We start from the raw sequence: 20,341 nt of genomic DNA, 5'->3' as shown, positions 1-20,341 counted from the left end.
TTTCTTGCCCCCGACTCGTCGAGCCGGGGAGGGGCGTGACGAAGCGGGCTGCGGTTAGCCGGTAATCGTCTTTTTGGTGATTGCTGCAACGACCGCGTCGCCCATTTCGCGGGTGCCGACGCGCTTCGTACCTTCTGACCAGATGTCGCCAGTGCGCAGCCCGGAGGCGAGCACATCCTTGACCGCCGACTCGATACGGTCGGCAGCCTCGGCTTGGTTGAGTGAGAAGCGGAGCATCATGGCAGCGGACAGGATTGTAGCCAAAGGATTGGCAACCCCTTTGCCGGCAATGTCGGGAGCGCTGCCGTGGCTGGGCTCGTACAGGCCCTGGTTGCTCGAATTGAGCGATGCCGAAGGCAGCATGCCGATGGAGCCGGTGAGCATCGCGGCCTCGTCCGAGAGGATGTCGCCGAACATGTTGCCGGTGACCACCACGTCGAACTTCTTGGGCGCCTTCACGAGTTGCATGGCCGCGTTGTCGACCAGCATGTGGTCGAGTTCGACGTCCGGATATTCCTTCGCGATGTCGAGCATCACGTCTTTCCACAGCTGCGAGGTTTCCAGCACGTTGTTCTTGTCGACGCTGGTCACGCGCTTGCTGCGCTTGCGTGCCGCCTCGAAGGCCACGCGGGCGATGCGTTCGATCTCGGGGCGCGAGTAGCGCATCGTGTCGAAGGCTTCCTCGGCACCCGGGAAGTGGCCGTCGACGGCGGTGCGGCGGCCGCGCGGCTGGCCGAAATAGATGTCGCCGGTCAGCTCGCGAATGATCAGGATGTCCAGGCCGGCGATCAGCTCGGGCTTCAGGCTCGACGCGCCCACCAGTTGCTCGTAGCAGATTGCAGGGCGGAAGTTGGCGAACAGGCCCAGGTTCTTGCGCAGCCCCAGGATGGCCTGCTCGGGCCGCAGCGGGCGGTCGAGCTTGTCGTATTTCCAGTCGCCGACGGCGCCGAACAGCACCGCGTCGGCTTCCTTCGCCAGCTTGAGCGTCGATTCGGGCAGCGGGTGGCCGTGCGCCTCGTAGGCCGCGCCGCCGACCAGTGCCGACTCCATCTCGAACTTCAGGTCGAGCACGTCGAGCACCTTGACGGCTTCCGCCACAATTTCGGTGCCGATGCCGTCACCCGGGAGAACTGCGATTTTCATAAATTGGTCTGAGGTTTTTTGAAAACGGAAATGCGCGCGATCAGGAAATCATCGTGTGCGCGAGCCACGGCTTCTGCGCCAGGCGCTCGGCCTCGAAGGCCTTGATCTTGTCCTTGTGGCGCAGCGTGAGGCCGATGTCGTCCAGCCCGTTGATCAGGCAGTACTTGCGGAAGGCCTGCACGTCGAACGCGAACTCCTGCCCATCGGGCTTCACGACCACCTGGCGCTCCAGGTCGATGGTCAGCTGGTAGCCTGGGAACGCGAAGGTCTCGTCGAACAACTGGGCCACCTGCGCTTCGGGCAGCACGATCGGCAACAGGCCGTTCTTGAAGCTGTTGTTGAAGAAGATGTCGGCGTAGCTCGGCGCAATGATTGCGCGAAAGCCGTATTGGTCGAGCGCCCACGGTGCGTGCTCGCGCGACGAGCCGCAGCCGAAGTTCCTGCGCGCCAGCAGCACCGAGGCGCCGGCGTAGCGTGGCTGGTTCAGCACGAAGTCGGGGTTCGGCTTGCGGCTGGCCGGGTCCTGGCCCGGAAAGCCGGCGTCGAGGTAGCGCCACTCGTCGAACAGGTTCACGCCAAAGCCGGTCTTCTTGATCGACTTGAGGAACTGCTTCGGAATGATCGCGTCGGTGTCGACGTTCTCGCGGTCCATCGGGGCCACGAGGCCCTTGTGCACGGTGAATTTCTGCATGTGTTGTCTCCAGATCAGGCGAAGGTGCGCACGTCGACGAAGTGGCCGTGCACCGCAGCGGCGGCGGCCATGGCCGGGCTCACGAGGTGGGTGCGGCCGCCGGCGCCCTGGCGGCCTTCGAAGTTGCGGTTGCTGGTGGATGCGCAGCGCTCGCCGGGTTCGAGCCGGTCGGCGTTCATCGCCAGGCACATCGAGCAGCCGGGCTCGCGCCATTCGAAGCCAGCGGCCTTGAAGATCAGGTCGAGCCCTTCGCGCTCGGCCTGTTCCTTCACCACGCCCGAGCCGGGCACGACCATCGCGAGCTTCACGTTCTTCGCAACCTTCTGGCCGAGCTTCTTCACCACGGCCGCGGCTTCGCGCATGTCCTCGATGCGGCTGTTGGTGCAGGAGCCGATGAACACCTTGTCGATGAAGATGTCGTTCATGGCCTTGTTGGGCTCCAGGCCCATGTAGACCAGCGCGCGCTCGATGGCCCCGCGCTTGTTCGCATCTTTTTCCTTGTCGGGATCGGGCACGCGGCCGTTGATGTCGACCACCATTTCGGGCGAGGTGCCCCAGGTCACCTGCGGCTGGATCTGCGTGGCGTCGAGCTCGACCACGGCGTCGAAGGTCGCGCCTGGGTCGGACTGCAGCGTGCGCCAGTAGGTCACGGCCTGGTCCCACTCCACCCCGGTGGGCGCGAGCGGGCGGCCCTTCACGTAGCTGACGGTCTTCTCGTCGACCGCCACCAGCCCGGCGCGCGCGCCGGCCTCGATGGCCATGTTGCAGACCGTCATGCGGCCTTCCATGCTCAGGTCGCGAATGGCCGAGCCAGCGAACTCGATGGTGTAGCCCGTGCCGCCGGCCGTGCCGATCTTGCCGATGATGGCCAGCACGATGTCCTTGGCGGTGCAGCCGAGCGGCAGCTTGCCCTCGACCTTCACGAGCATGTTCTTCGCCTTCTTGCCCAGCAGCGTCTGCGTGGCCATCACGTGCTCGACCTCGCTGGTGCCGATGCCGTGCGCGAGCGCGCCGAATGCGCCGTGCGTGGAGGTGTGCGAGTCGCCGCAGACGACAGTCATGCCCGGAAGCGTCGCGCCCGACTCGGGGCCGATCACGTGCACGATGCCCTGGCGTTTGCTCAGGAACGGGAAGAACGCGGCTGCGCCGAATTCGGCGATGTTGTGGTCGAGCGTGGTGACCTGTTCCTTGCTGGTCGGATCGGCAATGCCTTCGTAGCCGCGCTCCCAGCCCGTGGTGGGCGTGTTGTGGTCGGCGGTGGCCACGACCGAACTGATGCGCCACAGCTTGCGGCCGGCTTCGCGCAGGCCTTCGAAGGCTTGCGGGCTGGTGACTTCATGCACCAGGTGGCGGTCGATGTAGAGGATCGCGGTGCCGTCTTCCTCGGTGTGGACGACGTGTTCGTCCCAGATCTTGTCGTAGAGCGTGCGTGCCATGTCGGTCTCTTGTCTTTCGTGGGGAAATGGATTGTCTGTGTTCGTGGTTCAGGCCGCGAGTTGTTCCGTGCCGTCCGCAGCCGCGTGCAGGTGATTCACCAGCGAGCGCGCAGCCACTGGCAGGGTGGAGAAGTCGCGCGCCACCAGGCGGATCTCGCGCGCCGCCCAAGCGTCGTTGAGCGCTACGCTCACGAGGCCGCGGCCGATGCCGTTCTGCATGAGCTCGAAGGCGCGCTGCGGCATCACGCCGATGCCCAGGCCGTTCTCGATCATCCGGCACATGGCGTCGAGACCCGTCACGTGGATGCGCAGCTTGATGCTGCGGCCGGCGTCGAGCGCGGCCTCGTGCATCGCGACGTAGATCGAGCTGTTGGTGTGCAGGCCGACATGGTCGAAGTCGAGCGAATCGATGAAGTCGATGGCGCCCTGCGCCGCCAGCGCATGCCCCGTGGGCACGATGAGTGCGAGGCGGTCGTGCCGGTAAGAAAGGCTTTGCAATTCGCCCGCGCCGCCGGCCACGTGGCACACGCCGAGGTCGGCCGCGCCTTCCTGCACCGCGCGGATCACCTCGCTGCTCAGGTGTTCTTCAAGGTCGATCTTGATGGCCTCGTGGGCGCGTGTGAACACGCCCAGGTCTTCGGGCAGGAACTGCACGATCGCCGAGATGTTGGCGTGCACCCGCACGTGGCCGCGCACGCCGTCGGCGTACTCGCTGAGCTCACCCTGCATCTTCTCCAGGCTATAGAGCACCGAGCGGGCGTGGTGCAACAGGCTTTCGCCGGCGGGCGTGAGATCGACGCCGCGCGCGTGGCGGTAGAGCAGGGTGGTGCCGAGCGTGGCCTCGAGGTCGGACAGCCGCTTGCTGATGGCCGAGGCCGCGATGAACTCGCGCTCCGCCGCACGGCCGATGCTGCCCAGTTCGCACACGGCAACGAACAGCTGCAGCGACGTGAGGTCGATGCGGCGGGCGAAGTTGCGTTCGGATGTGCTCATGGGGCTGTGGGGCATCGCGTCTGGCGATGAGGAGGCTATTTTCTCCTTGTTTTTATGTGTCAGGCATCGTGATACGAGATGACCTTGTTGCCGGGAGGCGACGGCAATCGGCAGCTGCGGTGGGCTGCCTTGCGAGCCCGGATCAGTCCGCGGGAACCCCCGCGCTCCAGGCAGGCCAGTTGCCCACGATAGCGTCCACCAGAGGACGGCCTGCGATCAGGAGATTGCCGGTGGCGATGGGGAAACCGCCCGACTCGACATTCAACGAGGCGTAAGCGGTCTGCCCCTGGTAGGGCCGGTCGAAATTGGAGGCCGTGCGGAGAACCGCCACGCGCTGCAGGTCGAGCAGCCCCGCGCTGGCGCCTCGCTTCAATGCCTCGTAGGTGGCGTTGTCTTCCTGCTGGGTGGTGCAGTACTTGCCCTGCCCGTCGGTCACGAGTGAAACCCAGCGCGTGGCGGTTTCGCCCAGGAACCTGCCGTGCCAGTAGGTGTCCCCGGCCGCGGTGTCGCATTGCAGGACCGATGGGCGAGCCTTGGCGGTTGGCTGCGAATACCTGGCGCGGTAGGCGCGTGCCTTGTCGTTGTCGGCCAGCGGCGCATTGGCCGAGAGCTTCAGGGCCTTCTGCAGCAGCTTCTCGTTGAGGCGGAAGACCTCGGTCCGGTATTCGAACTTGGGCTTCGAGTCCGGATCCTTGGCGCCGATGCCGAAATAACCTGTGCGCCAGGTCGATGGCATTTCACGCGCATCGATCTCGTGCGCGATGCCGAAGTCGACCAGGAACCGGGCCCAGGTGGCAGAACCGATGGTCGAGACATTCGGGTCGACGCCCGCGATGCCGGCCACCAGGAAGTAAGTCTTCGAGAGGTCGAACTTCCCGCTGAACACCAGTGCCGTGATGGAAGCAGCCGCGTTGGTATGGCCCATGCCGGTGGTCACCTGGCACACCGAATCGGCGTTGCACCTGACCAGCGGATCGTCGGCGGACAGGCCCGGCACCTTGATCTCCCGGGTCAGCTTCAGCGGCTCGAACCACACCTGCGCCTCGGGCTTGAACATGCTGATGATGAGAACTTTCACCGCAATCTGCTGCGGCGGCTTTGCGCCGGGAGCATCGGTAGCGCAGCCGAACAGCAGCGTTGTCGCGAAGGCGATGAATGCCGCCCTTGCGCCAAACCATGTCACGCGTTGAAAAACTGACATTCGCCTTCTCCTTCTTGAGCCCAAAGAGATCGCAATTTACAGGCCAAAAAAAAGCTGCCCGAAGGCAGCTTTTCTGATCATCGAGATTCGACGGAAGCTCAGCGAGCCGTGATCGGCTTCACGTCGCGCTTCGGCGAACCTTCGAACAGCTGGCGCGGGCGGCCGATCTTGTACTCGGGGTCGCCGATCATTTCGTTCAGCTGGGCGATCCAGCCGACCGTGCGGGCCAGCGCGAAGATCGCGGTGAACAGCGGCACCGGGATGCCGATGGCGCGCTGCACGATACCCGAGTAGAAGTCGACGTTCGGGTACAGCTTGCGCGACACGAAGTACTCGTCTTCCAGGGCGATCTTCTCGAGTTCCTTGGCGAGCTTGAACAGCGGGTCTTGTTCCAGGCCCAGCTCGGTCAGCACTTCGTTGCAGGTTTCCTGCATCAGCTTGGCGCGCGGGTCGTAGTTCTTGTACACGCGGTGGCCGAAGCCCATCAGCTTGACGTTCGAGTTCTTGTCCTTGACCTTCTTGATGAACTCGCCAATCTTCTCCACGCCACCTTCCTTCTGGATGTCGTAGAGCATGTTCAGCGCCGCTTCGTTGGCGCCGCCGTGGGCGGGGCCCCAGAGGCAGGCCACGCCGGCCGCGATGGCCGCGAAGGGGTTCGTGCCCGACGAGCCGCACAGGCGCACCGTCGAGGTCGAGGCGTTCTGCTCGTGGTCTGCGTGCAGGATGAAGATGCGGTCGAGCGCGCGCTCGAGCACCGGGTTCACCTTGTACTCTTCGCACGGCGTGGCGAACATCATGTGCAGGAAGTTGCCGGCGTAGCTCAGGTCGTTCTTCGGGTACATGTACGGCTGGCCGATCGTGTACTTGTAGGCCATGGCCACGAGCGTGGGCATCTTCGCGATCAGGCGGATCGCGGCGATCTCGCGATGCTCGGGATTGTTGATGTCCGTGCTGTCGTGATAGAAGGCCGACAGGGCGCCCACCAGGCCGGTCATGATGGCCATCGGATGCGCGTCGCGGCGGAAGCCGCGCAGGAAGAACTGCATCTGCTCGTTCACCATCGTGTGGTTGGTCACGAGCTTGGTGAAGTTGGCCTTCTTGGCGGTGTCCGGCAGTTCACCGTACAGCAGCAGGTGGCAGGTCTCCATGAAGTCGCAGTTGGTCGCGAGCTGCTCGATGGGGTAGCCGCGATACAGCAGCTCGCCCTTGTCGCCATCGATGTACGTGATGGCCGACTGGCAGGCGGCGGTCGACATGAAGCCCGGGTCGTAGGTGAACATGCCGGTCTGTGCGTACAGCTTGCGGATATCGATCACGTCGGGGCCCACGGTGCCCTTGTAGATCGGCAGTTCGACGCTGTCGCCGCCGTTGCTGAACGACAGCGTGGCCTTGGTATCGGATGCTTTCATTTCGGTTTACTTTCAGAGGTGGATTCAGGACGAAGGAGAGATTGCGGGACGCTGCGCGCCGTCGGTACGCATCAGCTGCAGCAATGCGACCACCTCGGCCCCGGCCCATTCGGGCTCGGGCTCCTTCCTGCGCAGAAGGAGGTCAAGGAGGTCGTTGTCCGACAGGTCCATCAGTGTCTCCATCGCTCCCGCTTGACCCACGGTCATGCGGAATTCGTGCCGCTCGAAGAAGCGGGCGATGAACAGGTCGTTCTCGAGCAGTCCGCGCCGGCAGCGCCATTTGAGCTTGCTCAGAGCACGTTCACTGAGCAGGTCGGCAGAGTCGGCGGCGGGTTGCATGGTGGCTTCTCGAACAAATGGATCAGGGTCAGATGGCGCGGCGCACCATCAATTCCTTGATCTTGCCGATGGCCTTGGTCGGGTTCAGGCTCTTCGGGCACACGTCCACGCAGTTCATGATCGTGTGGCAGCGGAACAGGCGGTACGGGTCTTCCAGGTTGTCCAGGCGCTCGGCGGTGGCTTCGTCGCGGCTGTCGGCGATGAAGCGGTAGGCCTGCAGCAGGCCGGCGGGGCCGACGAACTTGTCGGGGTTCCACCAGAAGCTCGGGCAGCTCGTGGAGCAGCTCGCGCACAGGATGCACTCGTACAGGCCGTTGAGCTCTTCGCGCTCTTCGGGCGACTGCAGGCGTTCCTTTTCGGGCGGCACGGTGTCGTTCTGCAGGTACGGCTTGATCGAGTTGTACTGCTTGAAGAACTGCGTCATGTCCACGATCAGGTCGCGGATGACGGGCAGGCCCGGCAGCGGCTTGAGCACGACGGTGCCCTTGAGCGTGTTCATGTTGGTCAGGCAGGCCAGACCGTTCTTGCCGTTGATGTTCATCGCGTCGGAGCCGCAGACGCCTTCGCGGCACGAGCGGCGGAACGACAGCGTAGGGTCTTGCGCCTTGAGCTTCATGAGGGCGTCGAGCAGCATGCGCTCGTGGCCGTCGAGTTCGATCTCGACTGTCTGCATGTAGGGCTTGGCGTCCTTGTCCGGGTCGTAGCGGTAAATCTGGAATGTGCGCTTCATCGTAGTGACCTTGTGAATGCTTTGTATGAGCTGACTGTGAGCCGCGTTCTCTTACTTAGAACGTGCGGACCTTGGGTGGAACCGAGGCCACGGTGAGCGGCTGCAGCTTGACCGGCTTGTACGAGAGGCGGTTGTCCTGGCTGTACCAGAGCGTGTGCTTCATCCAGTTGACGTCGTCGCGGCCGAGCGGTGCGACAGGGTCGTCCGCCGGGCGTTCGTAGTCTTCGACCGTGTGGGCGCCGCGGCATTCGCGGCGGGCGGCGGCCGAGACCATGGTGGCCTGCGCCACTTCGATCAGGTTGTCGACTTCCAGCGCTTCGATGCGGGCGGTGTTGAACACCTTCGACTTGTCCTTCAGGCCGATGGCCTTGACGCGCTCGCGCACGGCGGCGATCTTGGTCACGCCTTCGTCCATCGAGGCCTGCTTGCGGAACACTGCCGCATGTTGCTGCATGACGGCGCGGATCTCGCCGGCCACGTCCTGGGCGTATTCGCCAGTGGTGGTCGACTCGAGGCGGTTCAGGCGCTCCAGCGTGCGGTCGGCCGCATCGTTGGGCAGGGGCTTGTGTTCCTTGAGCTTGTCGTTGAACTCGACGATGTGGTTGCCAGCCGCGCGGCCGAACACCAGCAGGTCGAGCAGCGAGTTCGTGCCCAGGCGGTTGGCGCCGTGCACGCTCACGCAGGAGCATTCGCCGACAGCGTAGAGGCCGTTCACCACGGCGCTGTTTTCTTCGCCCTTCTGGATGACGACCTGGCCATGGATGTTGGTCGGGATGCCGCCCATCTGGTAATGGATGGTCGGCACGACGGGAATCGGTTCCTTGGTGATGTCGACGTTGGCGAAGTTGACGCCGATTTCGTACACCGAGGGCAGGCGCTTGTGGATGGTCTCGGCACCGAGGTGGTCGAGCTTCAGCAGCACGTAGTCCTTGTTGGGACCGCAGCCTCGGCCTTCCTTGATTTCCTGGTCCATCGAGCGCGAGACGAAGTCGCGCGGCGCCAGGTCTTTCAGGGTGGGCGCGTAGCGCTCCATGAAGCGTTCGCCGTTGCTGTTCAGCAGGATCGCGCCTTCGCCGCGGCAGCCTTCGGTCAGCAGCACGCCCGCGCCGGCCACGCCGGTCGGGTGGAACTGCCAGAACTCCATGTCCTGCAGCGGGATGCCCGAGCGGGCCGCCATGCCGAGGCCGTCGCCGGTGTTGATGAAGGCGTTGGTCGAGGCCTGGAAGATGCGGCCTGCGCCGCCGGTGGCCAGCAGCACGGTCTTGGCCTGCAGGATGTGCAGGTCGCCGGTTTCCATTTCGAGTGCGGTCACGCCGACCACGTCGCCTTCGTCGTCACGGATGAGGTCGAGCGCCATCCATTCGACGAAGAACTGGGTGCGGGCTTCGACGTTCTTCTGATAGAGCGTGTGCAGCATCGCGTGGCCGGTACGGTCGGCCGCGGCGCAGGCGCGCTGCACGGGCTTTTCGCCGTAGTTGGCCGTGTGGCCGCCGAACGGGCGTTGGTAGATCGTGCCGTCGGGGTTGCGGTCGAAGGGCATGCCGAAGTGTTCGAGCTCGTACACGACCTTCGGGGCTTCGCGGCACATGAACTCGATCGCGTCCTGGTCGCCGAGCCAGTCGGAACCCTTGATCGTGTCGTAGAAGTGGTAGTGCCAGTTGTCCTCGCTCATGTTGCCGAGCGATGCACCCACGCCGCCTTGAGCGGCGACGGTGTGCGAACGGGTCGGGAACACCTTGGAGAGCACGGCCACATTGAGGCCGGCACGTGCGAGTTGCAGCGAGGCGCGCATGCCGGAGCCGCCGGCACCGACGATCACGACGTCGAACTTGCGCTTGGTGATTTTTTCTTTTGTGTAGGTCATGGTGGGGTCAGATCTTCCAAAGCACTTGAATGGCCCAACCCGCACAACCGACAAGCCAGACGATGGTGAAAATTTGCAGCACGAGACGGATGCCGACGGGCTGGACGTAGTCCATCCAGACGTCGCGCATGCCGACCCACACGTGATAGAGCAGGGCGATGATCACGGAGAACGTCAGCACCTTCATCCACTGCGCGGCGAAGATGCCGGCCCAGAGGTCGTAGCCGATGGGGCCGCGGGTGAAGATCAGTTGCGCGAGCAGCACGATCGTGAAGAGCGCCATCAGGCCGCCCGTGATGCGCTGGCTGAGCCAGTCGCGCAGACCGTAGTGCGCGCCGACGACGATGCGCTTGGAGCCGTAGTTCACAGACATGGTTGGCTCCTTCTCAGTACAGGCCGAACAGCTTGGCGCCGAGCACCAGCGTGAGGATGATGCTTGCGCCCAGCGTGAAGAGGGCCGAGGTATGGCCGAACTCCTTGGTCACTGCGGCGTGGCTCACGTCCATCCACAGATGGCGCAGGCCGGCGATGAAGTGGTGCAGGTAGGCCCAGATGAGCGCGAGCGCGACCAGCTTGAAGAACCACCCCGGAACGAAACCAAGGCCGCTGTTGAAGGCGGCCTTGAACTTGGCGAACGAATAGTCGGAAGACAGCGAGGTGTCGAACATCCAGATGATGAACGGCAGCAGCAGGAACATCAGCACGCCGCTGACGCGATGCAGGATCGACACGATGCCGGCCGGCGGCAGCCGGTAGGTCGTGAGGTCGGTGAAGGCATTGATGTTGCGGAATTCGCGACGCGGAGGCCGGGGGGGAGTTGCAAGCTCTGTCATTGGGGGAAGTGCTTTCGTGGCTTTTGTGACTTGTTGGCTTGTTCTGAGAGCGAACGCTTTTGTTTCTTCTGCGGAAATGCAAACAACGCAAAATTCTATTGCAATGCACCATCGGGCAGCGGACACGCACGAGTCGGCGCACCGTTGCAGTCGGATGCTATTGACTTCGTAGCGCAATGCGCAGCTTGTATGCGCACATCCGCGCGGCGGTATTCGGCCTTCGTCTGCATCGGGATCAGCCCAGCTGGTTCCTGTAGTGGTGCGTGTCGGTGCGATAGAGCCCGCGGCGCAGCTCCATCGGCATGTCATGGTAGGTGTGCGCCACGCGTTCCACGCTCAACAGGGGCATCTGCAGCGTCACGTCGAGCAGCGCGGCCTGTTCGGCATCGGGCAGCACGGCGCGAATTTTTTCTTCGGCACGCACCATGCGCACGCCGAACTCGGTTTCGAACAGCGCGTACATCGGACCGGGCCATGCGCGCAGCCGCTCGGCGGTGAGTCCCTTGAAGGGCGCGCCGGGCAGCCAGAGGTCTTCGAGGATGGTGGGCACGCCGCTGTAGGCGAGCACGCGCCGCACCTGCAGTACCGCGTCGCCCGTGCGCAGGCCGAGCGCGCGCGCCACGTCGGCCGATGCGCGCTGGCGCTTGCAGTCGACGATGGTGCGCACCGCCGGGCCCTCGGTGTTCGGGTCGCCCGCATCGGGCACGAGCTTGAGGAAGCGGTACTGCACATGCTGCTCGGCATGCGTGGCGACGAAGGTGCCCTTGCCCTGGCGGCGCACCACGAGGTTTTCGGCAGAGAGTTCGTCGATAGCCTTGCGCACCGTGCCCTGGCTCACGCGATAGCGCACGGCCAGGTCCATCTCGCTCGGGATGGGTTCGCCAGGCTTCCACTCGCCCGCCTGCAGGCTCTGCAGGATCAATGTCTTGATCTGCTGGTAGAGCGGACTGAAGGACGGCGTCGCGGGCTCGTCGAATGTGGTGGGCGTGTTCATGGCAGCGGTGGGGTGCGCCTTGGCGGACCCCCGGAGGATATCTTATATAAGACATAAGACGAGGCTCATTGAATCGGCTTAAAATGCGGCCGGTCTCGCGCTGCGGGAAGTATTCCCAGCCCGCAGAACCCCTGGCGCCCCACGAGAGCGCCGACACCGTTTCATTACCTTCTGGAGTCTTCCCATGAGCAAAAAGCCCGTCCGCGTTGCCGTCACCGGTGCCGCCGGTCAAATCGGTTACGCCCTGTTGTTCCGTATCGCCTCCGGTGAAATGCTCGGCAAAGACCAGCCGGTCATCCTGCAACTGCTCGAAATCCCCGACGAGAAGGCCCAGAAGGCGCTCAAGGGCGTGATGATGGAGCTCGACGACTGCGCCTTCCCGCTGCTGGCCGGCATGGAAGCCCACGGCGACCCGATGACCGCCTTCAAGGACGCCGACTACGCGCTGCTCGTCGGTTCGCGTCCCCGCGGTCCCGGCATGGAACGTGCCGAACTGCTGGCCGTCAACGGCGCCATCTTCACCGCGCAAGGCAAGGCCCTCAACGCCGTCGCCAGCCGCAACGTCAAGGTGCTGGTGGTCGGCAACCCGGCCAACACCAACGCCTACATCGCGATGAAGAGCGCCCCCGACCTGCCGCGCAAGAACTTCACCGCCATGCTGCGCCTGGACCACAACCGTGCTGCCAGCCAGATCGCTGCCAAGACCGGCAAGGCCGTGGCCGACATCGAGAAGCTCACCGTCTGGGGCAACCACTCGCCCACGATGTACGCCGACTACCGCTTCGCCACCATCAACGGCGAAAGCGTCGCCAAGATGATCAACGACCAGGAATGGAACGCCAACACCTTCTTGCCGACCGTCGGCAAGCGCGGCGCGGCCATCATCGAAGCACGCGGCCTGTCGTCGGCTGCCTCGGCTGCCAACGCCGCCATCGACCACATGCGCGACTGGGCCCTGGGCACCAACGGCAAGTGGGTCACCATGGGCATCCCGTCGGACGGCCAGTACGGCATTCCGAAGGACGTGATGTTCGGCTTCCCCGTTACCTGCGAAAACGGTGAATACAAGCTGGTCGAAGGCCTCGAGATCGATGCATTCAGCCAGGAACGCATCAACAAGACCCTGGAAGAACTGGAAGGCGAACGCGCCGGCGTCGCTCACCTGCTCTAAGCACGGTCAGCCAGCATGCTCGATTGGAACCCCGCGCTCTACCGTCGCTACGAGGACGAGCGCACCCGACCTGCACAGGAACTCCTGGCGCGGGTGCCACTGACCGAGGCCGCCCGCGTGGTCGACCTCGGGTGCGGACCGGGCAACTCCACCGAGCTGCTGGTCAACCGGTTTCCGAAGGCGCAAGTCCTCGGAACCGACAACTCCGAAGCCATGCTGGTCAGCGCGCGCGAGCGCCTGCCGCAGGCGCGCTTCGAGTTGAGCGACATTGCGACCTGGGCGCTGCAATCCCAAGAAGAAGCGCCCGACCTCATTTATGCCAACGCGTCCCTGCAGTGGGTGCCCGATCACGAAAAGCTGATCCCGCGCCTGTTCGATGCGCTGGCCCCGGGTGGCGTGCTTGCCATCCAGATGCCCGACAACCGCCAGGAGCCCACGCACCGCCTGATGCGTGCGGTGGCCGCTGAAGCACCGTGGGCCGAACGCATCGGCGACGCCGACAAGCTGCGCACCCTGCTGCTCGATCTCGGCGGCTACTACGACCTGCTGGCGCCACGTGCGGTGCATGTCGATGTCTGGCACACGATCTACCAGCACCGCATGGCCGATGCCGCATCCATCGTCGAATGGGTGCGCGGCACGGGGCTGAAACCTTTCGTCGACCGCCTGCCGCCGGACCTGCAGGCGAGCTATCTCGCCGAGTACGAACGTCGCGTGAACGAAGCCTATGCGGTGCGCACCGACGGCAAGCGGCTGCTCGCCTTCCCGCGCATGTTCATCGTGGCGCAGAAAAAGGCATGACCAAGACGGCTCATCCCGCTGAAGTGCTGCTCGGCGCACAGGCCGGCGCCGTGACGCTGCCTGTGTGCGACCACTACAGCGGCGTCGAGGCGCGCATGAAGAAGAGTCTCGCGCTCCAGGCCGAAATGGCCGAGGAGTTCGGCGCCTGCGTGTTCGACGTCACCCTCGATTGCGAAGACGGCGCCCCGGTGGGCGGCGAAGCCGAGCATGCCGCGCTCGTTACCGAACTGGCGCTGGCCGCCAGGCCCGGCATGCGCGTCGGCGTGCGCGTGCATCCCGTCGACCATCCCGCCTTTGTCGGCGACGTGATCACCATCGCCGGCCGTGCCGCCCAGCGCCTGAGCCACCTGATGGTGCCGAAGGTCGAGTCGGTGGCCGATGTGTTGCAGGCTGTCGCGGCGCTCGAGGCGGCCGATGCCGATGCATTGCCGCTGCACGTGCTGATCGAGTCGCCGCTCGCCGTGCACAACGCCTTCGAGATTGCCGCCCATCCGCGCGTGCAGTCGCTGAGCTTCGGCCTGATGGATTTCGTCTCGGCCCACGCTGGTGCGATCCCCGCCGATGGCATGGGCGCGACAGGGCAGTTCAGCCACCCGCTGGTGGTGTGCGCCAAGCTGGCCATCGCATCGGCCGCGCATGCCTACGGCAAGGTGCCTTCGCATTGCGTGGTCACCGAGTTCAGCAACACCGATGCCATGCGCACGGCGGCCCGCAAGGCGGCCACCGAATTCGGCTACACGCGCATGTGGAGCATCCATCCGAACCAGATCCGCCCCATCCTCGAGGCCTTTGCGCCCGACGAGGCGCAGATTCAGGTTGCCACACAAATCATTGCAAAAGCGGCGCTTGCCGATTGGGCTCCGACACAAATTGATGGCACATTGCACGACCGCGCGAGCTACCGCCACTTTTGGCAGGTCTTGACGCGCGCCCACGCAACAGGGCGCGCGTTGCCCCCCGAGGCGAAAGCCTGGTTTGCGCTCGCGGCCTCCTGAAACTCTCTGAATCCAGCCTCAAGGAAACCCACACATGAAGAAAATTGCCCTGATCGCCGCCGTCGCCCTGGCCCTGCCGCTTGCAGCAGTCGCGCAGGACGCCAAGCCCGCGGCCAAGCCTGCGGCAAAGGCCGAAGCCAAGAAGACGCCTCCCAAGCGCCAGGTCACCCGCAAGGCGGCCAAGGCTGTCGAGGAAGTCACGCCGATCGCTGACGACACCAACGTCGTGCTCACCGACGCTGACCTGGCCGTTGCCCAGCGCGTGTCGATCGGCCGCGCCCAGTGCGAACTCGGCGCCGACGTGACCGTCACGCCCGACGAAAAGAAGCCCGGTTTCTTCACCGTCACCACCAAGGGCCTGAAGTACCGCATGCACCCGGTCGAAAGCCGCACCGGTGCCATCCGCCTCGAAGACCCGCGTGCCGGCGCCATGTGGCTCCAGCTCGGCAACAAGTCGATGCTGATGAACCAGAAGGCCGGCCTGCGCATTGCCGACGAATGCCAGACCGACGCCCAGGTCGCATTTGCCGCAGAAATGAAGAAGAACCCGCCGAAGGCCCTGTTCGAAGGCGCCGACGGCGAAAAGAAGTAAGTAACGAAACGGCGTGCGGCGCGGCTCTTGCTTGCCGTACTGCACGCCCGCCAGCTCAGTTTCCGGAGAAAAGAAGATGTTGCAAGCCTACGTTGACCATGTTGCCGAACGCGCCGCGCTCGGTATCCCGCCGCTGCCCTTGAGCGCGAAGCAGACCTCTGAAGCGATCGAGCTCCTCAAGAGCGCGAACGCCAAGGACGGCGCCTTCCTGCTCGACCTGCTCACCTATCGCGTGCCCGCCGGCGTTGATGACGCCGCCAAGGTCAAGGCGAGCTACCTCGCGGCCGTGGCCCACGGCACCGAGAAGAGCGAGTTCATTTCGCGCGCCCGCGCGACCGAACTGCTCGGCACCATGCTCGGCGGCTACAACATCAGCCCCATGATCGACCTGCTCGACGACGCCGAAGTAGGCAGTACGGCAGCAGAAGGCCTGAAGAAAACCCTGCTGATGTTCGACCAGTTCCACGACGTCAAGGAAAAGGCCGACAAGGGCAACGCCAACGCCAAGGGCGTTCTGCAGAGCTGGGCCGACGCCGAGTGGTTCACCAGCCGCCCCGAAGTGCCCGAAAGCATCACCGTCAGCATCTTCAAGGTGGCTGGCGAAATCAACACCGACGACCTGTCGCCCGCGCCCGACGCGACGACCCGTCCCGACATTCCGATGCACGCGCTCGCGATGCACAAGAACGCGCGCCCAGGCATCGTGCCCGAGGAAGACGGCAAGCGCGGCCCGGTGAAGTTCATCGAAGACCTGCGCGCGCGCGGCCACCTCGTGGCCTATGCCGGCGACGTGGTCGGCACGGGTTCGTCGCGCAAGAGCGCCACCAACTCGGTGCTCTGGTTCACCGGCGAAGACATTCCCTTCGTGCCGAACAAGCGCTTCGGCGGCGTCTGCCTCGGCGGCAAGATCGCTCCCATCTTCTACAACACCATGGAAGACTCCGGCGCGCTGCCGATCGAACTCGACGTGGCGCAAATGAACATGGGTGACGTGGTCGAGCTGCGTCCCTATGAAGGCAAGGCGCTGAAGGACGGCAAGGTCATCGCCGAGTTCCAGGTCAAGAGCGACGTGCTGTTCGACGAAGTGCGCGCCGGTGGCCGCATTCCGTTGATCATCGGCCGCGGGCTCACGGCCAAGGCGCGCGAAGCGCTGGGCCTGCCCGTTTCGACGCTGTTCCGCCTGCCGCAAAGCCCGGTCGACACCAAGAAGGGCTTCTCGCTCGCACAGAAGATGGTCGGCCGCGCCTGCGGCCTGCCTGAAGGCCAGGGCGTTCGCCCGGGCACGTACTGCGAACCCAAGATGACCTCGGTCGGCTCGCAGGACACCACCGGCCCGATGACGCGCGACGAGCTGAAGGACCTGGCTTGCCTGGGCTTCTCGGCCGACCTCGTCATGCAGTCGTTCTGCCACACGGCGGCGTACCCCAAGAAGGTCGACGTCAAGATGCACCACGAACTGCCCGACTTCATGGCCAACCGCGGCGGCGTGTCGCTGCGCCCCGGCGACGGCGTGATCCATTCCTGGCTCAACCGCCTGCTGACGCCCGACACCGTGGGCACGGGCGGCGACAGCCACACGCGCTTCCCCATCGGCATCAGCTTCCCGGCGGGCTCGGGCCTCGTGGCCTTTGCTGCCGCCACCGGCGTGATGCCGCTGGACATGCCCGAATCGGTGCTCGTGCGCTTCAAGGGCAAGATGCAACCCGGCGTGACGCTGCGTGACCTGGTCAACGCCATTCCGCTGTACGCCATCAAGTCCGGCCTGCTGACGGTCGAGAAGAAGGGCAAGAAGAACATCTTCTCGGGCCGCATCCTCGAAATCGAAGGCCTGCCCGACCTGAAGGTGGAGCAAGCCTTCGAGCTGAGCGACGCCTCGGCCGAACGTTCGGCCGCCGGCTGCACGGTGCACCTGAACAAAGAACCGATCATCGAGTACATCAACAGCAACATCACGCTGATGAAGTGGATGATTGCCGAAGGCTATGCAGATGCCCGCACGCTGGCACGCCGCATTGCCGCGCAGGAAGCCTGGCTTGCGGACCCGCAACTGCTCAAGGGCGATGCCGACGCTGACTACGCCGCCGTGATCGAGATCGACCTGGCCGAAATCCACGAACCCATCGTGGCCTGCCCGAACGACCCCGATGACGTGAAGACGCTCAGCGACGTGGCCGGCGCCGTGATCGACGAAGTGTTCATCGGCTCGTGCATGACCAACATCGGCCACTTCCGAGCCGCATCGAAGCTGCTCGAAGGCAAGCGCGACATCCCGGTCAAGCTGTGGATCGCGCCGCCCACCAAGATGGACGCGCAGCAGCTCACCGAGGAAGGCCACTACGGCGTGTTCGGCAATGCCGGTGCCCGCACCGAAATGCCGGGCTGCTCGCTGTGCATGGGCAACCAGGCACAAGTGCGCGAAGGTGCGACGGTAATGTCGACCAGCACCCGCAACTTCCCCAACCGCCTGGGCAAGAACACCAACGTGTACCTCGGCTCGGCCGAACTGGCCGCCATCTGCTCGCGCCTGGGTCGCATCCCGACCCGCGAGGAGTACATGGCCGCCACGGGCGTACTCGACGCGTCCAGCGCGCAGATCTACCAGTACCTGAACTTCGACAAGATCGAGGATTACAAGGGCGTGGCGGATTCGGTCGCGGCCTGATCTTCTTCGGATCGCTCCAATCAAAAAGCCCCGCTTCGGCGGGGCTTTTTTGTGGGCGATGCGCCTTCGTTCAGCTCAGAGCGACGGTGCGTTGGGCTGCAGGTACTCCTGGCCCGTGAGCACCATCTTTGCGCCGACCGGGCCGCCCACCGCATGGGGCAGGGAGGTCAGCAGCGAGTTGGCGAAGTCGCCGCGATACAGCTTGGCGCCCTGGTGCGTCAGGTTGGAGTTGGCGTCGATGTAGATCGACTCGCCCAGCCCTGACCACAGGCGGCAGAAGCCGTAGTCTTCCGAGAGATAGCGGCGCGTCTGCGGGTCGACCATCACGTCGAAGAAGCGGTAGTGCAGGCCGAGGTCGGCCTCGCCGATGCTATCGGGCACATAGGCGAGATCGGGGTAGCTCGCCATGAGCCGCTCGAACACGGCGCGCTTGATCACCATGAAACCGGTCGGCGCCTCGGTCATCTCCATGAAGCCGTCGGGCTGGATCTTGAGTTCGACCTGCGAAGTGGTCTCCGAAGCCTTGGCGTTGACCGTGTAGCGGGTGAAGGTGGCCTCGAACTGCTGCTGCGTCGTGCCCGCGGCCACGCCGCCATCGGGCCAGTTCTCCCGCTTCAACGGGTAGACGCCGGCCGCGATGTCGTAGCCCGACAGCAGCAGCCGGAAGGCCGCCTGCGCCGAGAAGCCGATGTCCGCGTCGATCCAGAACAGGTGGGTCCATTGTGGATTGGCGAGGAACTGGGCCACGCAGTTGTTCCGCGCGCGCGTCACCAGGCTCTCTCCCTGGTGCATCAGCACCTGCATCCGCATGCCGGCGCGCTCGGCCTGGACAGTGAAGTTCAGCATCGAGGCGACGTAGTTCTGGAAGAACTTGCCGTCGTGACTCGGTGTCACGACCACGGGAAAGAACTGCTGGAGTTCGGACGGGTCAAGCATTTCGGGGCTCCGTGTCTATTGGGCGGGGCGCTGCATCAGGCCGAGCAGCAGGTTGTTGTAGACCTCGGTGGCCTCGGCGTTGCCGGGGAGGTAGCGGTCGATCAGGCTGCGCTGGCGCTTGCGATAGGCGGCTGCCTGCGCATCATGGGTGTCGATGGCTTCGAGCACCCGGGCGCTGCCGCCGGCCACGTCGTTGCCCTGGTAGTAGTAGCCGAGGTCCGCGCACAGGTGCGCGTTGTGCACCAGCGGATAGCCCTGCCAGCAGGTCTCGAGGTAGAAGTAGTTGAGCGGGTTCTCCCACTGGTGCGAGACCACGATGTCGGTGTTCTGTGCGAGGAACACGGGCGTTTCATGTCGGCCCAGGAAGACCGCCTTGTGCTCGCGCACCAGGTCGAGCTGGTTCATCAGCGTGATGAACTCCATGTTCTCTTTGGCCAGCCGCTCGGCATTGGTGACCTGCAGCAGCGCGATGGCTTCGGGCCGCGCGCGGTAGGCCAATTCCGCGATCAAAACCGGGTAGAGGCAGAACTTCACCACGTTGATGTTCGGCTCCATCACGCTGAGACGGCGCGGCCCGGCGTGCGGCTGGTAGACGCCGGCATCGGGCAGGCCGCGCGTGCGTTCGTCCAAAAACAGCGGGCTCCACACGAAAGGCACGGGGCGCGCCTCGGCCCGGCGCAGCACCTCGAAGTACGGCTGGCTGATGTTCGCCACCTGCGGAACCATCCAGATGTCGTCATAACGCTGGTTCACGAACAGGTTCTGTCCCCAGAGCGGCTTGTTGAACAGCATCGACTCCATGGCGTGCACGTATTCGAAGCCGCAGCAATAAGACACCAGCCGCGCGCCACGCTGCTTCAGGTAGTCGGTCTGCGCCGCGTCGATCTGGCCGCCGAGCTCGATCAGCACGTCCACGCTGTCTTTGGCTGCCTCGAAGGTCACGGTGGGCCAGCGTGTCTGGTCCCAGGGCAGGGCCGGGGTGATCGGGATCGCCGTGGTGTTGACCAGTACCACCGAGGCCACGTCCGGGCAGTGCTTCAGCGCTTCCGCCAGGAACACGGCGTTCTGCTTGATGCCGTTGTTCCAGAGGGTTTCGGCCTCGTGGTGGAGGCCGATGGTGATGCCGATGCGCAGTTGAATGGCGGACCTCATTTAATTGTTTCAAAAATGTTAATTGCCACCCTCGGCGATTGGAGATCGCTTTCTGGAATTGGCGATTAATTAACTGCTGTGTGACGAAATTCCTATTTTGGCGGGCTTTGTCATTCTTTGAGGCTTGCAAAGAGTAGATGCACTGTTCTTTGAGGCGGCCGCGAGAAGAAGGAAAAAGAGGGCTTATCGGCGAAGTTGTGTGAAAAAAGTCCGCTGAAGCCGAACTTTGGATTCTATGTGGCCTCCCGCTTTCAGTGGCTTGTCGGCAACCCTCAGGCCTGAATGAGTTCACTCATATTTCATTTTTGTGAACTAAATCATTGGTTCGAAATTTCCCTATTGCGGCATGCGAACTGAAATGTAAACAAGTCCGTACATTCCAGCATTCCTGTAATCGAG

General features: G+C 64.2%; 19 protein-coding genes. 5 read left to right on the top strand and 14 right to left on the bottom strand.

Annotation, left to right across the window (positions count from 1 at the left end; translation table 11 throughout):
- Positions 1-54: 54 nt before the first annotated feature.
- From leuB to ACSFCA_RS04760, 12 genes are all read right to left on the bottom strand, one after another.
- Positions 55-1,143 (bottom strand): 3-isopropylmalate dehydrogenase, encoded by a 1,089-nt coding sequence (leuB, locus tag ACSFCA_RS04815; RefSeq protein WP_435458804.1) that lies wholly within the window; start codon positions 1,141-1,143, stop codon positions 55-57.
- 40 nt (positions 1,144-1,183) lie between these two features.
- Positions 1,184-1,834: a 3-isopropylmalate dehydratase small subunit gene (gene leuD, locus ACSFCA_RS04810; protein WP_093075564.1), complete on the bottom strand. Its 651-nt coding sequence runs from the start codon at positions 1,832-1,834 to the stop codon at positions 1,184-1,186.
- A gap of 14 nt (positions 1,835-1,848) precedes the next feature.
- Positions 1,849-3,270, bottom strand: a complete 1,422-nt coding sequence (leuC, locus tag ACSFCA_RS04805) for a 3-isopropylmalate dehydratase large subunit (RefSeq protein ID WP_258350684.1) — start codon at positions 3,268-3,270, stop codon at positions 1,849-1,851.
- Between the two features lie 48 nt (positions 3,271-3,318).
- The gene (locus ACSFCA_RS04800; RefSeq protein WP_258350683.1) at positions 3,319-4,263 is read right to left on the bottom strand and encodes a LysR substrate-binding domain-containing protein; all 945 of its coding nucleotides are present in this window, start codon (positions 4,261-4,263) and stop codon (positions 3,319-3,321) included.
- Between the two features lie 142 nt (positions 4,264-4,405).
- Positions 4,406-5,464 carry a purine-nucleoside phosphorylase gene (locus ACSFCA_RS04795; protein ID WP_435458803.1) on the bottom strand — a complete coding sequence of 353 codons (1,059 nt, stop codon included), beginning with the start codon at positions 5,462-5,464 and terminating at the stop codon, positions 4,406-4,408.
- 98 nt (positions 5,465-5,562) lie between these two features.
- Complete coding sequence (gltA, locus tag ACSFCA_RS04790) at positions 5,563-6,873, bottom strand: citrate synthase (RefSeq protein WP_093049522.1); 1,311 nt, start codon at positions 6,871-6,873, stop codon at positions 5,563-5,565.
- Between the two features lie 24 nt (positions 6,874-6,897).
- A complete protein-coding gene (locus ACSFCA_RS04785) occupies positions 6,898-7,212 on the bottom strand; it encodes an FAD assembly factor SdhE (protein ID WP_258350681.1) in 315 nt (104 codons plus the stop codon).
- Positions 7,213-7,240: 28 nt separating this feature from the next.
- Positions 7,241-7,942 carry a succinate dehydrogenase iron-sulfur subunit gene (locus tag ACSFCA_RS04780; protein ID WP_093049529.1) on the bottom strand — a complete coding sequence of 234 codons (702 nt, stop codon included), beginning with the start codon at positions 7,940-7,942 and terminating at the stop codon, positions 7,241-7,243.
- 55 nt (positions 7,943-7,997) lie between these two features.
- Positions 7,998-9,806, bottom strand: a complete 1,809-nt coding sequence (gene sdhA, locus ACSFCA_RS04775; protein ID WP_435458802.1) for a succinate dehydrogenase flavoprotein subunit — start codon at positions 9,804-9,806, stop codon at positions 7,998-8,000.
- A gap of 7 nt (positions 9,807-9,813) precedes the next feature.
- The gene (gene sdhD / locus ACSFCA_RS04770) at positions 9,814-10,179 is read right to left on the bottom strand and encodes a succinate dehydrogenase, hydrophobic membrane anchor protein (RefSeq protein ID WP_258350678.1); all 366 of its coding nucleotides are present in this window, start codon (positions 10,177-10,179) and stop codon (positions 9,814-9,816) included.
- A 13-nt stretch (positions 10,180-10,192) separates the two neighbouring features.
- Entirely contained in the window at positions 10,193-10,639 is a 447-nt protein-coding gene (gene sdhC / locus ACSFCA_RS04765; RefSeq protein ID WP_435458801.1) for a succinate dehydrogenase, cytochrome b556 subunit, read from the bottom strand.
- A gap of 235 nt (positions 10,640-10,874) precedes the next feature.
- Positions 10,875-11,633, bottom strand: coding sequence for a GntR family transcriptional regulator (locus ACSFCA_RS04760; RefSeq protein WP_435458800.1), 759 nt, complete (start codon positions 11,631-11,633; stop codon positions 10,875-10,877).
- Positions 11,634-11,817: 184 nt separating this feature from the next.
- Between ACSFCA_RS04760 and ACSFCA_RS04755 the strand changes: the two genes are divergently transcribed.
- The 5 genes from ACSFCA_RS04755 (at position 11,818) to ACSFCA_RS04735 (ending at position 17,854) form a co-directional block, all read left to right on the top strand.
- Positions 11,818-12,804 carry a malate dehydrogenase gene (locus tag ACSFCA_RS04755; RefSeq protein WP_042578072.1) on the top strand — a complete coding sequence of 329 codons (987 nt, stop codon included), beginning with the start codon at positions 11,818-11,820 and terminating at the stop codon, positions 12,802-12,804.
- Between the two features lie 15 nt (positions 12,805-12,819).
- Entirely contained in the window at positions 12,820-13,605 is a 786-nt protein-coding gene (gene tam / locus ACSFCA_RS04750) for a trans-aconitate 2-methyltransferase (protein WP_435458799.1), read from the top strand.
- Positions 13,602-14,600: an HpcH/HpaI aldolase/citrate lyase family protein gene (locus ACSFCA_RS04745; RefSeq protein WP_435458798.1), complete on the top strand. Its 999-nt coding sequence runs from the start codon at positions 13,602-13,604 to the stop codon at positions 14,598-14,600. Before tam ends, ACSFCA_RS04745 begins: the two co-directional genes overlap by 4 nt.
- A 34-nt stretch (positions 14,601-14,634) precedes the next feature.
- Entirely contained in the window at positions 14,635-15,192 is a 558-nt protein-coding gene (locus ACSFCA_RS04740; RefSeq protein WP_093049550.1) for a hypothetical protein, read from the top strand.
- Positions 15,193-15,268: 76 nt separating this feature from the next.
- A complete protein-coding gene (locus ACSFCA_RS04735) occupies positions 15,269-17,854 on the top strand; it encodes a bifunctional aconitate hydratase 2/2-methylisocitrate dehydratase (RefSeq protein ID WP_435458797.1) in 2,586 nt (861 codons plus the stop codon).
- 75 nt (positions 17,855-17,929) lie between these two features.
- Here the strand turns inward: ACSFCA_RS04735 and ACSFCA_RS04730 are convergent, their stop codons facing one another.
- Positions 17,930-18,790, bottom strand: a complete 861-nt coding sequence (locus ACSFCA_RS04730; protein WP_435458796.1) for a hypothetical protein — start codon at positions 18,788-18,790, stop codon at positions 17,930-17,932.
- A gap of 15 nt (positions 18,791-18,805) precedes the next feature.
- Positions 18,806-19,942, bottom strand: coding sequence for a DUF2827 domain-containing protein (locus ACSFCA_RS04725; RefSeq protein ID WP_435458795.1), 1,137 nt, complete (start codon positions 19,940-19,942; stop codon positions 18,806-18,808).
- Between the last annotated feature and the right edge of the window lie 399 nt (positions 19,943-20,341).

This window comes from Variovorax multivorans (assembly GCF_051216835.1).
In the GTDB taxonomy this organism is placed as follows: Bacteria; Pseudomonadota; Gammaproteobacteria; order Burkholderiales; family Burkholderiaceae_C; genus Variovorax.
The sequence above is the reverse complement of the archived record's forward strand: the minus strand, read 5'-3'. Positions and strand labels throughout refer to the sequence as shown.

What these genes read in the sequence shown, in the direction of transcription:
- sdhC (WP_435458801.1), bottom strand. Translation starts at nt 10,639, where the DNA reads ATGACAGAGCTTGCAACTCCCCCCCGGCCTCCGCGTCGCGAATTCCGC.
- ACSFCA_RS04795 (WP_435458803.1), bottom strand. Translation starts at nt 5,464, where the DNA reads ATGTCAGTTTTTCAACGCGTGACATGGTTTGGCGCAAGGGCGGCATTC.
- sdhD (WP_258350678.1), bottom strand. Translation starts at nt 10,179, where the DNA reads ATGTCTGTGAACTACGGCTCCAAGCGCATCGTCGTCGGCGCGCACTAC.
- leuD (WP_093075564.1), bottom strand. Translation starts at nt 1,834, where the DNA reads ATGCAGAAATTCACCGTGCACAAGGGCCTCGTGGCCCCGATGGACCGC.
- ACSFCA_RS04745 (WP_435458798.1), top strand. Translation starts at nt 13,602, where the DNA reads ATGACCAAGACGGCTCATCCCGCTGAAGTGCTGCTCGGCGCACAGGCC.
- ACSFCA_RS04725 (WP_435458795.1), bottom strand. Translation starts at nt 19,942, where the DNA reads ATGAGGTCCGCCATTCAACTGCGCATCGGCATCACCATCGGCCTCCAC.
- ACSFCA_RS04735 (WP_435458797.1), top strand. Translation starts at nt 15,269, where the DNA reads ATGTTGCAAGCCTACGTTGACCATGTTGCCGAACGCGCCGCGCTCGGT.
- gltA (WP_093049522.1), bottom strand. Translation starts at nt 6,873, where the DNA reads ATGAAAGCATCCGATACCAAGGCCACGCTGTCGTTCAGCAACGGCGGC.
- ACSFCA_RS04755 (WP_042578072.1), top strand. Translation starts at nt 11,818, where the DNA reads ATGAGCAAAAAGCCCGTCCGCGTTGCCGTCACCGGTGCCGCCGGTCAA.
- ACSFCA_RS04780 (WP_093049529.1), bottom strand. Translation starts at nt 7,942, where the DNA reads ATGAAGCGCACATTCCAGATTTACCGCTACGACCCGGACAAGGACGCC.
- leuB (WP_435458804.1), bottom strand. Translation starts at nt 1,143, where the DNA reads ATGAAAATCGCAGTTCTCCCGGGTGACGGCATCGGCACCGAAATTGTG.
- leuC (WP_258350684.1), bottom strand. Translation starts at nt 3,270, where the DNA reads ATGGCACGCACGCTCTACGACAAGATCTGGGACGAACACGTCGTCCAC.
- sdhA (WP_435458802.1), bottom strand. Translation starts at nt 9,806, where the DNA reads ATGACCTACACAAAAGAAAAAATCACCAAGCGCAAGTTCGACGTCGTG.
- ACSFCA_RS04740 (WP_093049550.1), top strand. Translation starts at nt 14,635, where the DNA reads ATGAAGAAAATTGCCCTGATCGCCGCCGTCGCCCTGGCCCTGCCGCTT.
- ACSFCA_RS04785 (WP_258350681.1), bottom strand. Translation starts at nt 7,212, where the DNA reads ATGCAACCCGCCGCCGACTCTGCCGACCTGCTCAGTGAACGTGCTCTG.
- ACSFCA_RS04800 (WP_258350683.1), bottom strand. Translation starts at nt 4,263, where the DNA reads ATGAGCACATCCGAACGCAACTTCGCCCGCCGCATCGACCTCACGTCG.
- ACSFCA_RS04730 (WP_435458796.1), bottom strand. Translation starts at nt 18,790, where the DNA reads ATGCTTGACCCGTCCGAACTCCAGCAGTTCTTTCCCGTGGTCGTGACA.
- ACSFCA_RS04760 (WP_435458800.1), bottom strand. Translation starts at nt 11,633, where the DNA reads ATGAACACGCCCACCACATTCGACGAGCCCGCGACGCCGTCCTTCAGT.
- tam (WP_435458799.1), top strand. Translation starts at nt 12,820, where the DNA reads ATGCTCGATTGGAACCCCGCGCTCTACCGTCGCTACGAGGACGAGCGC.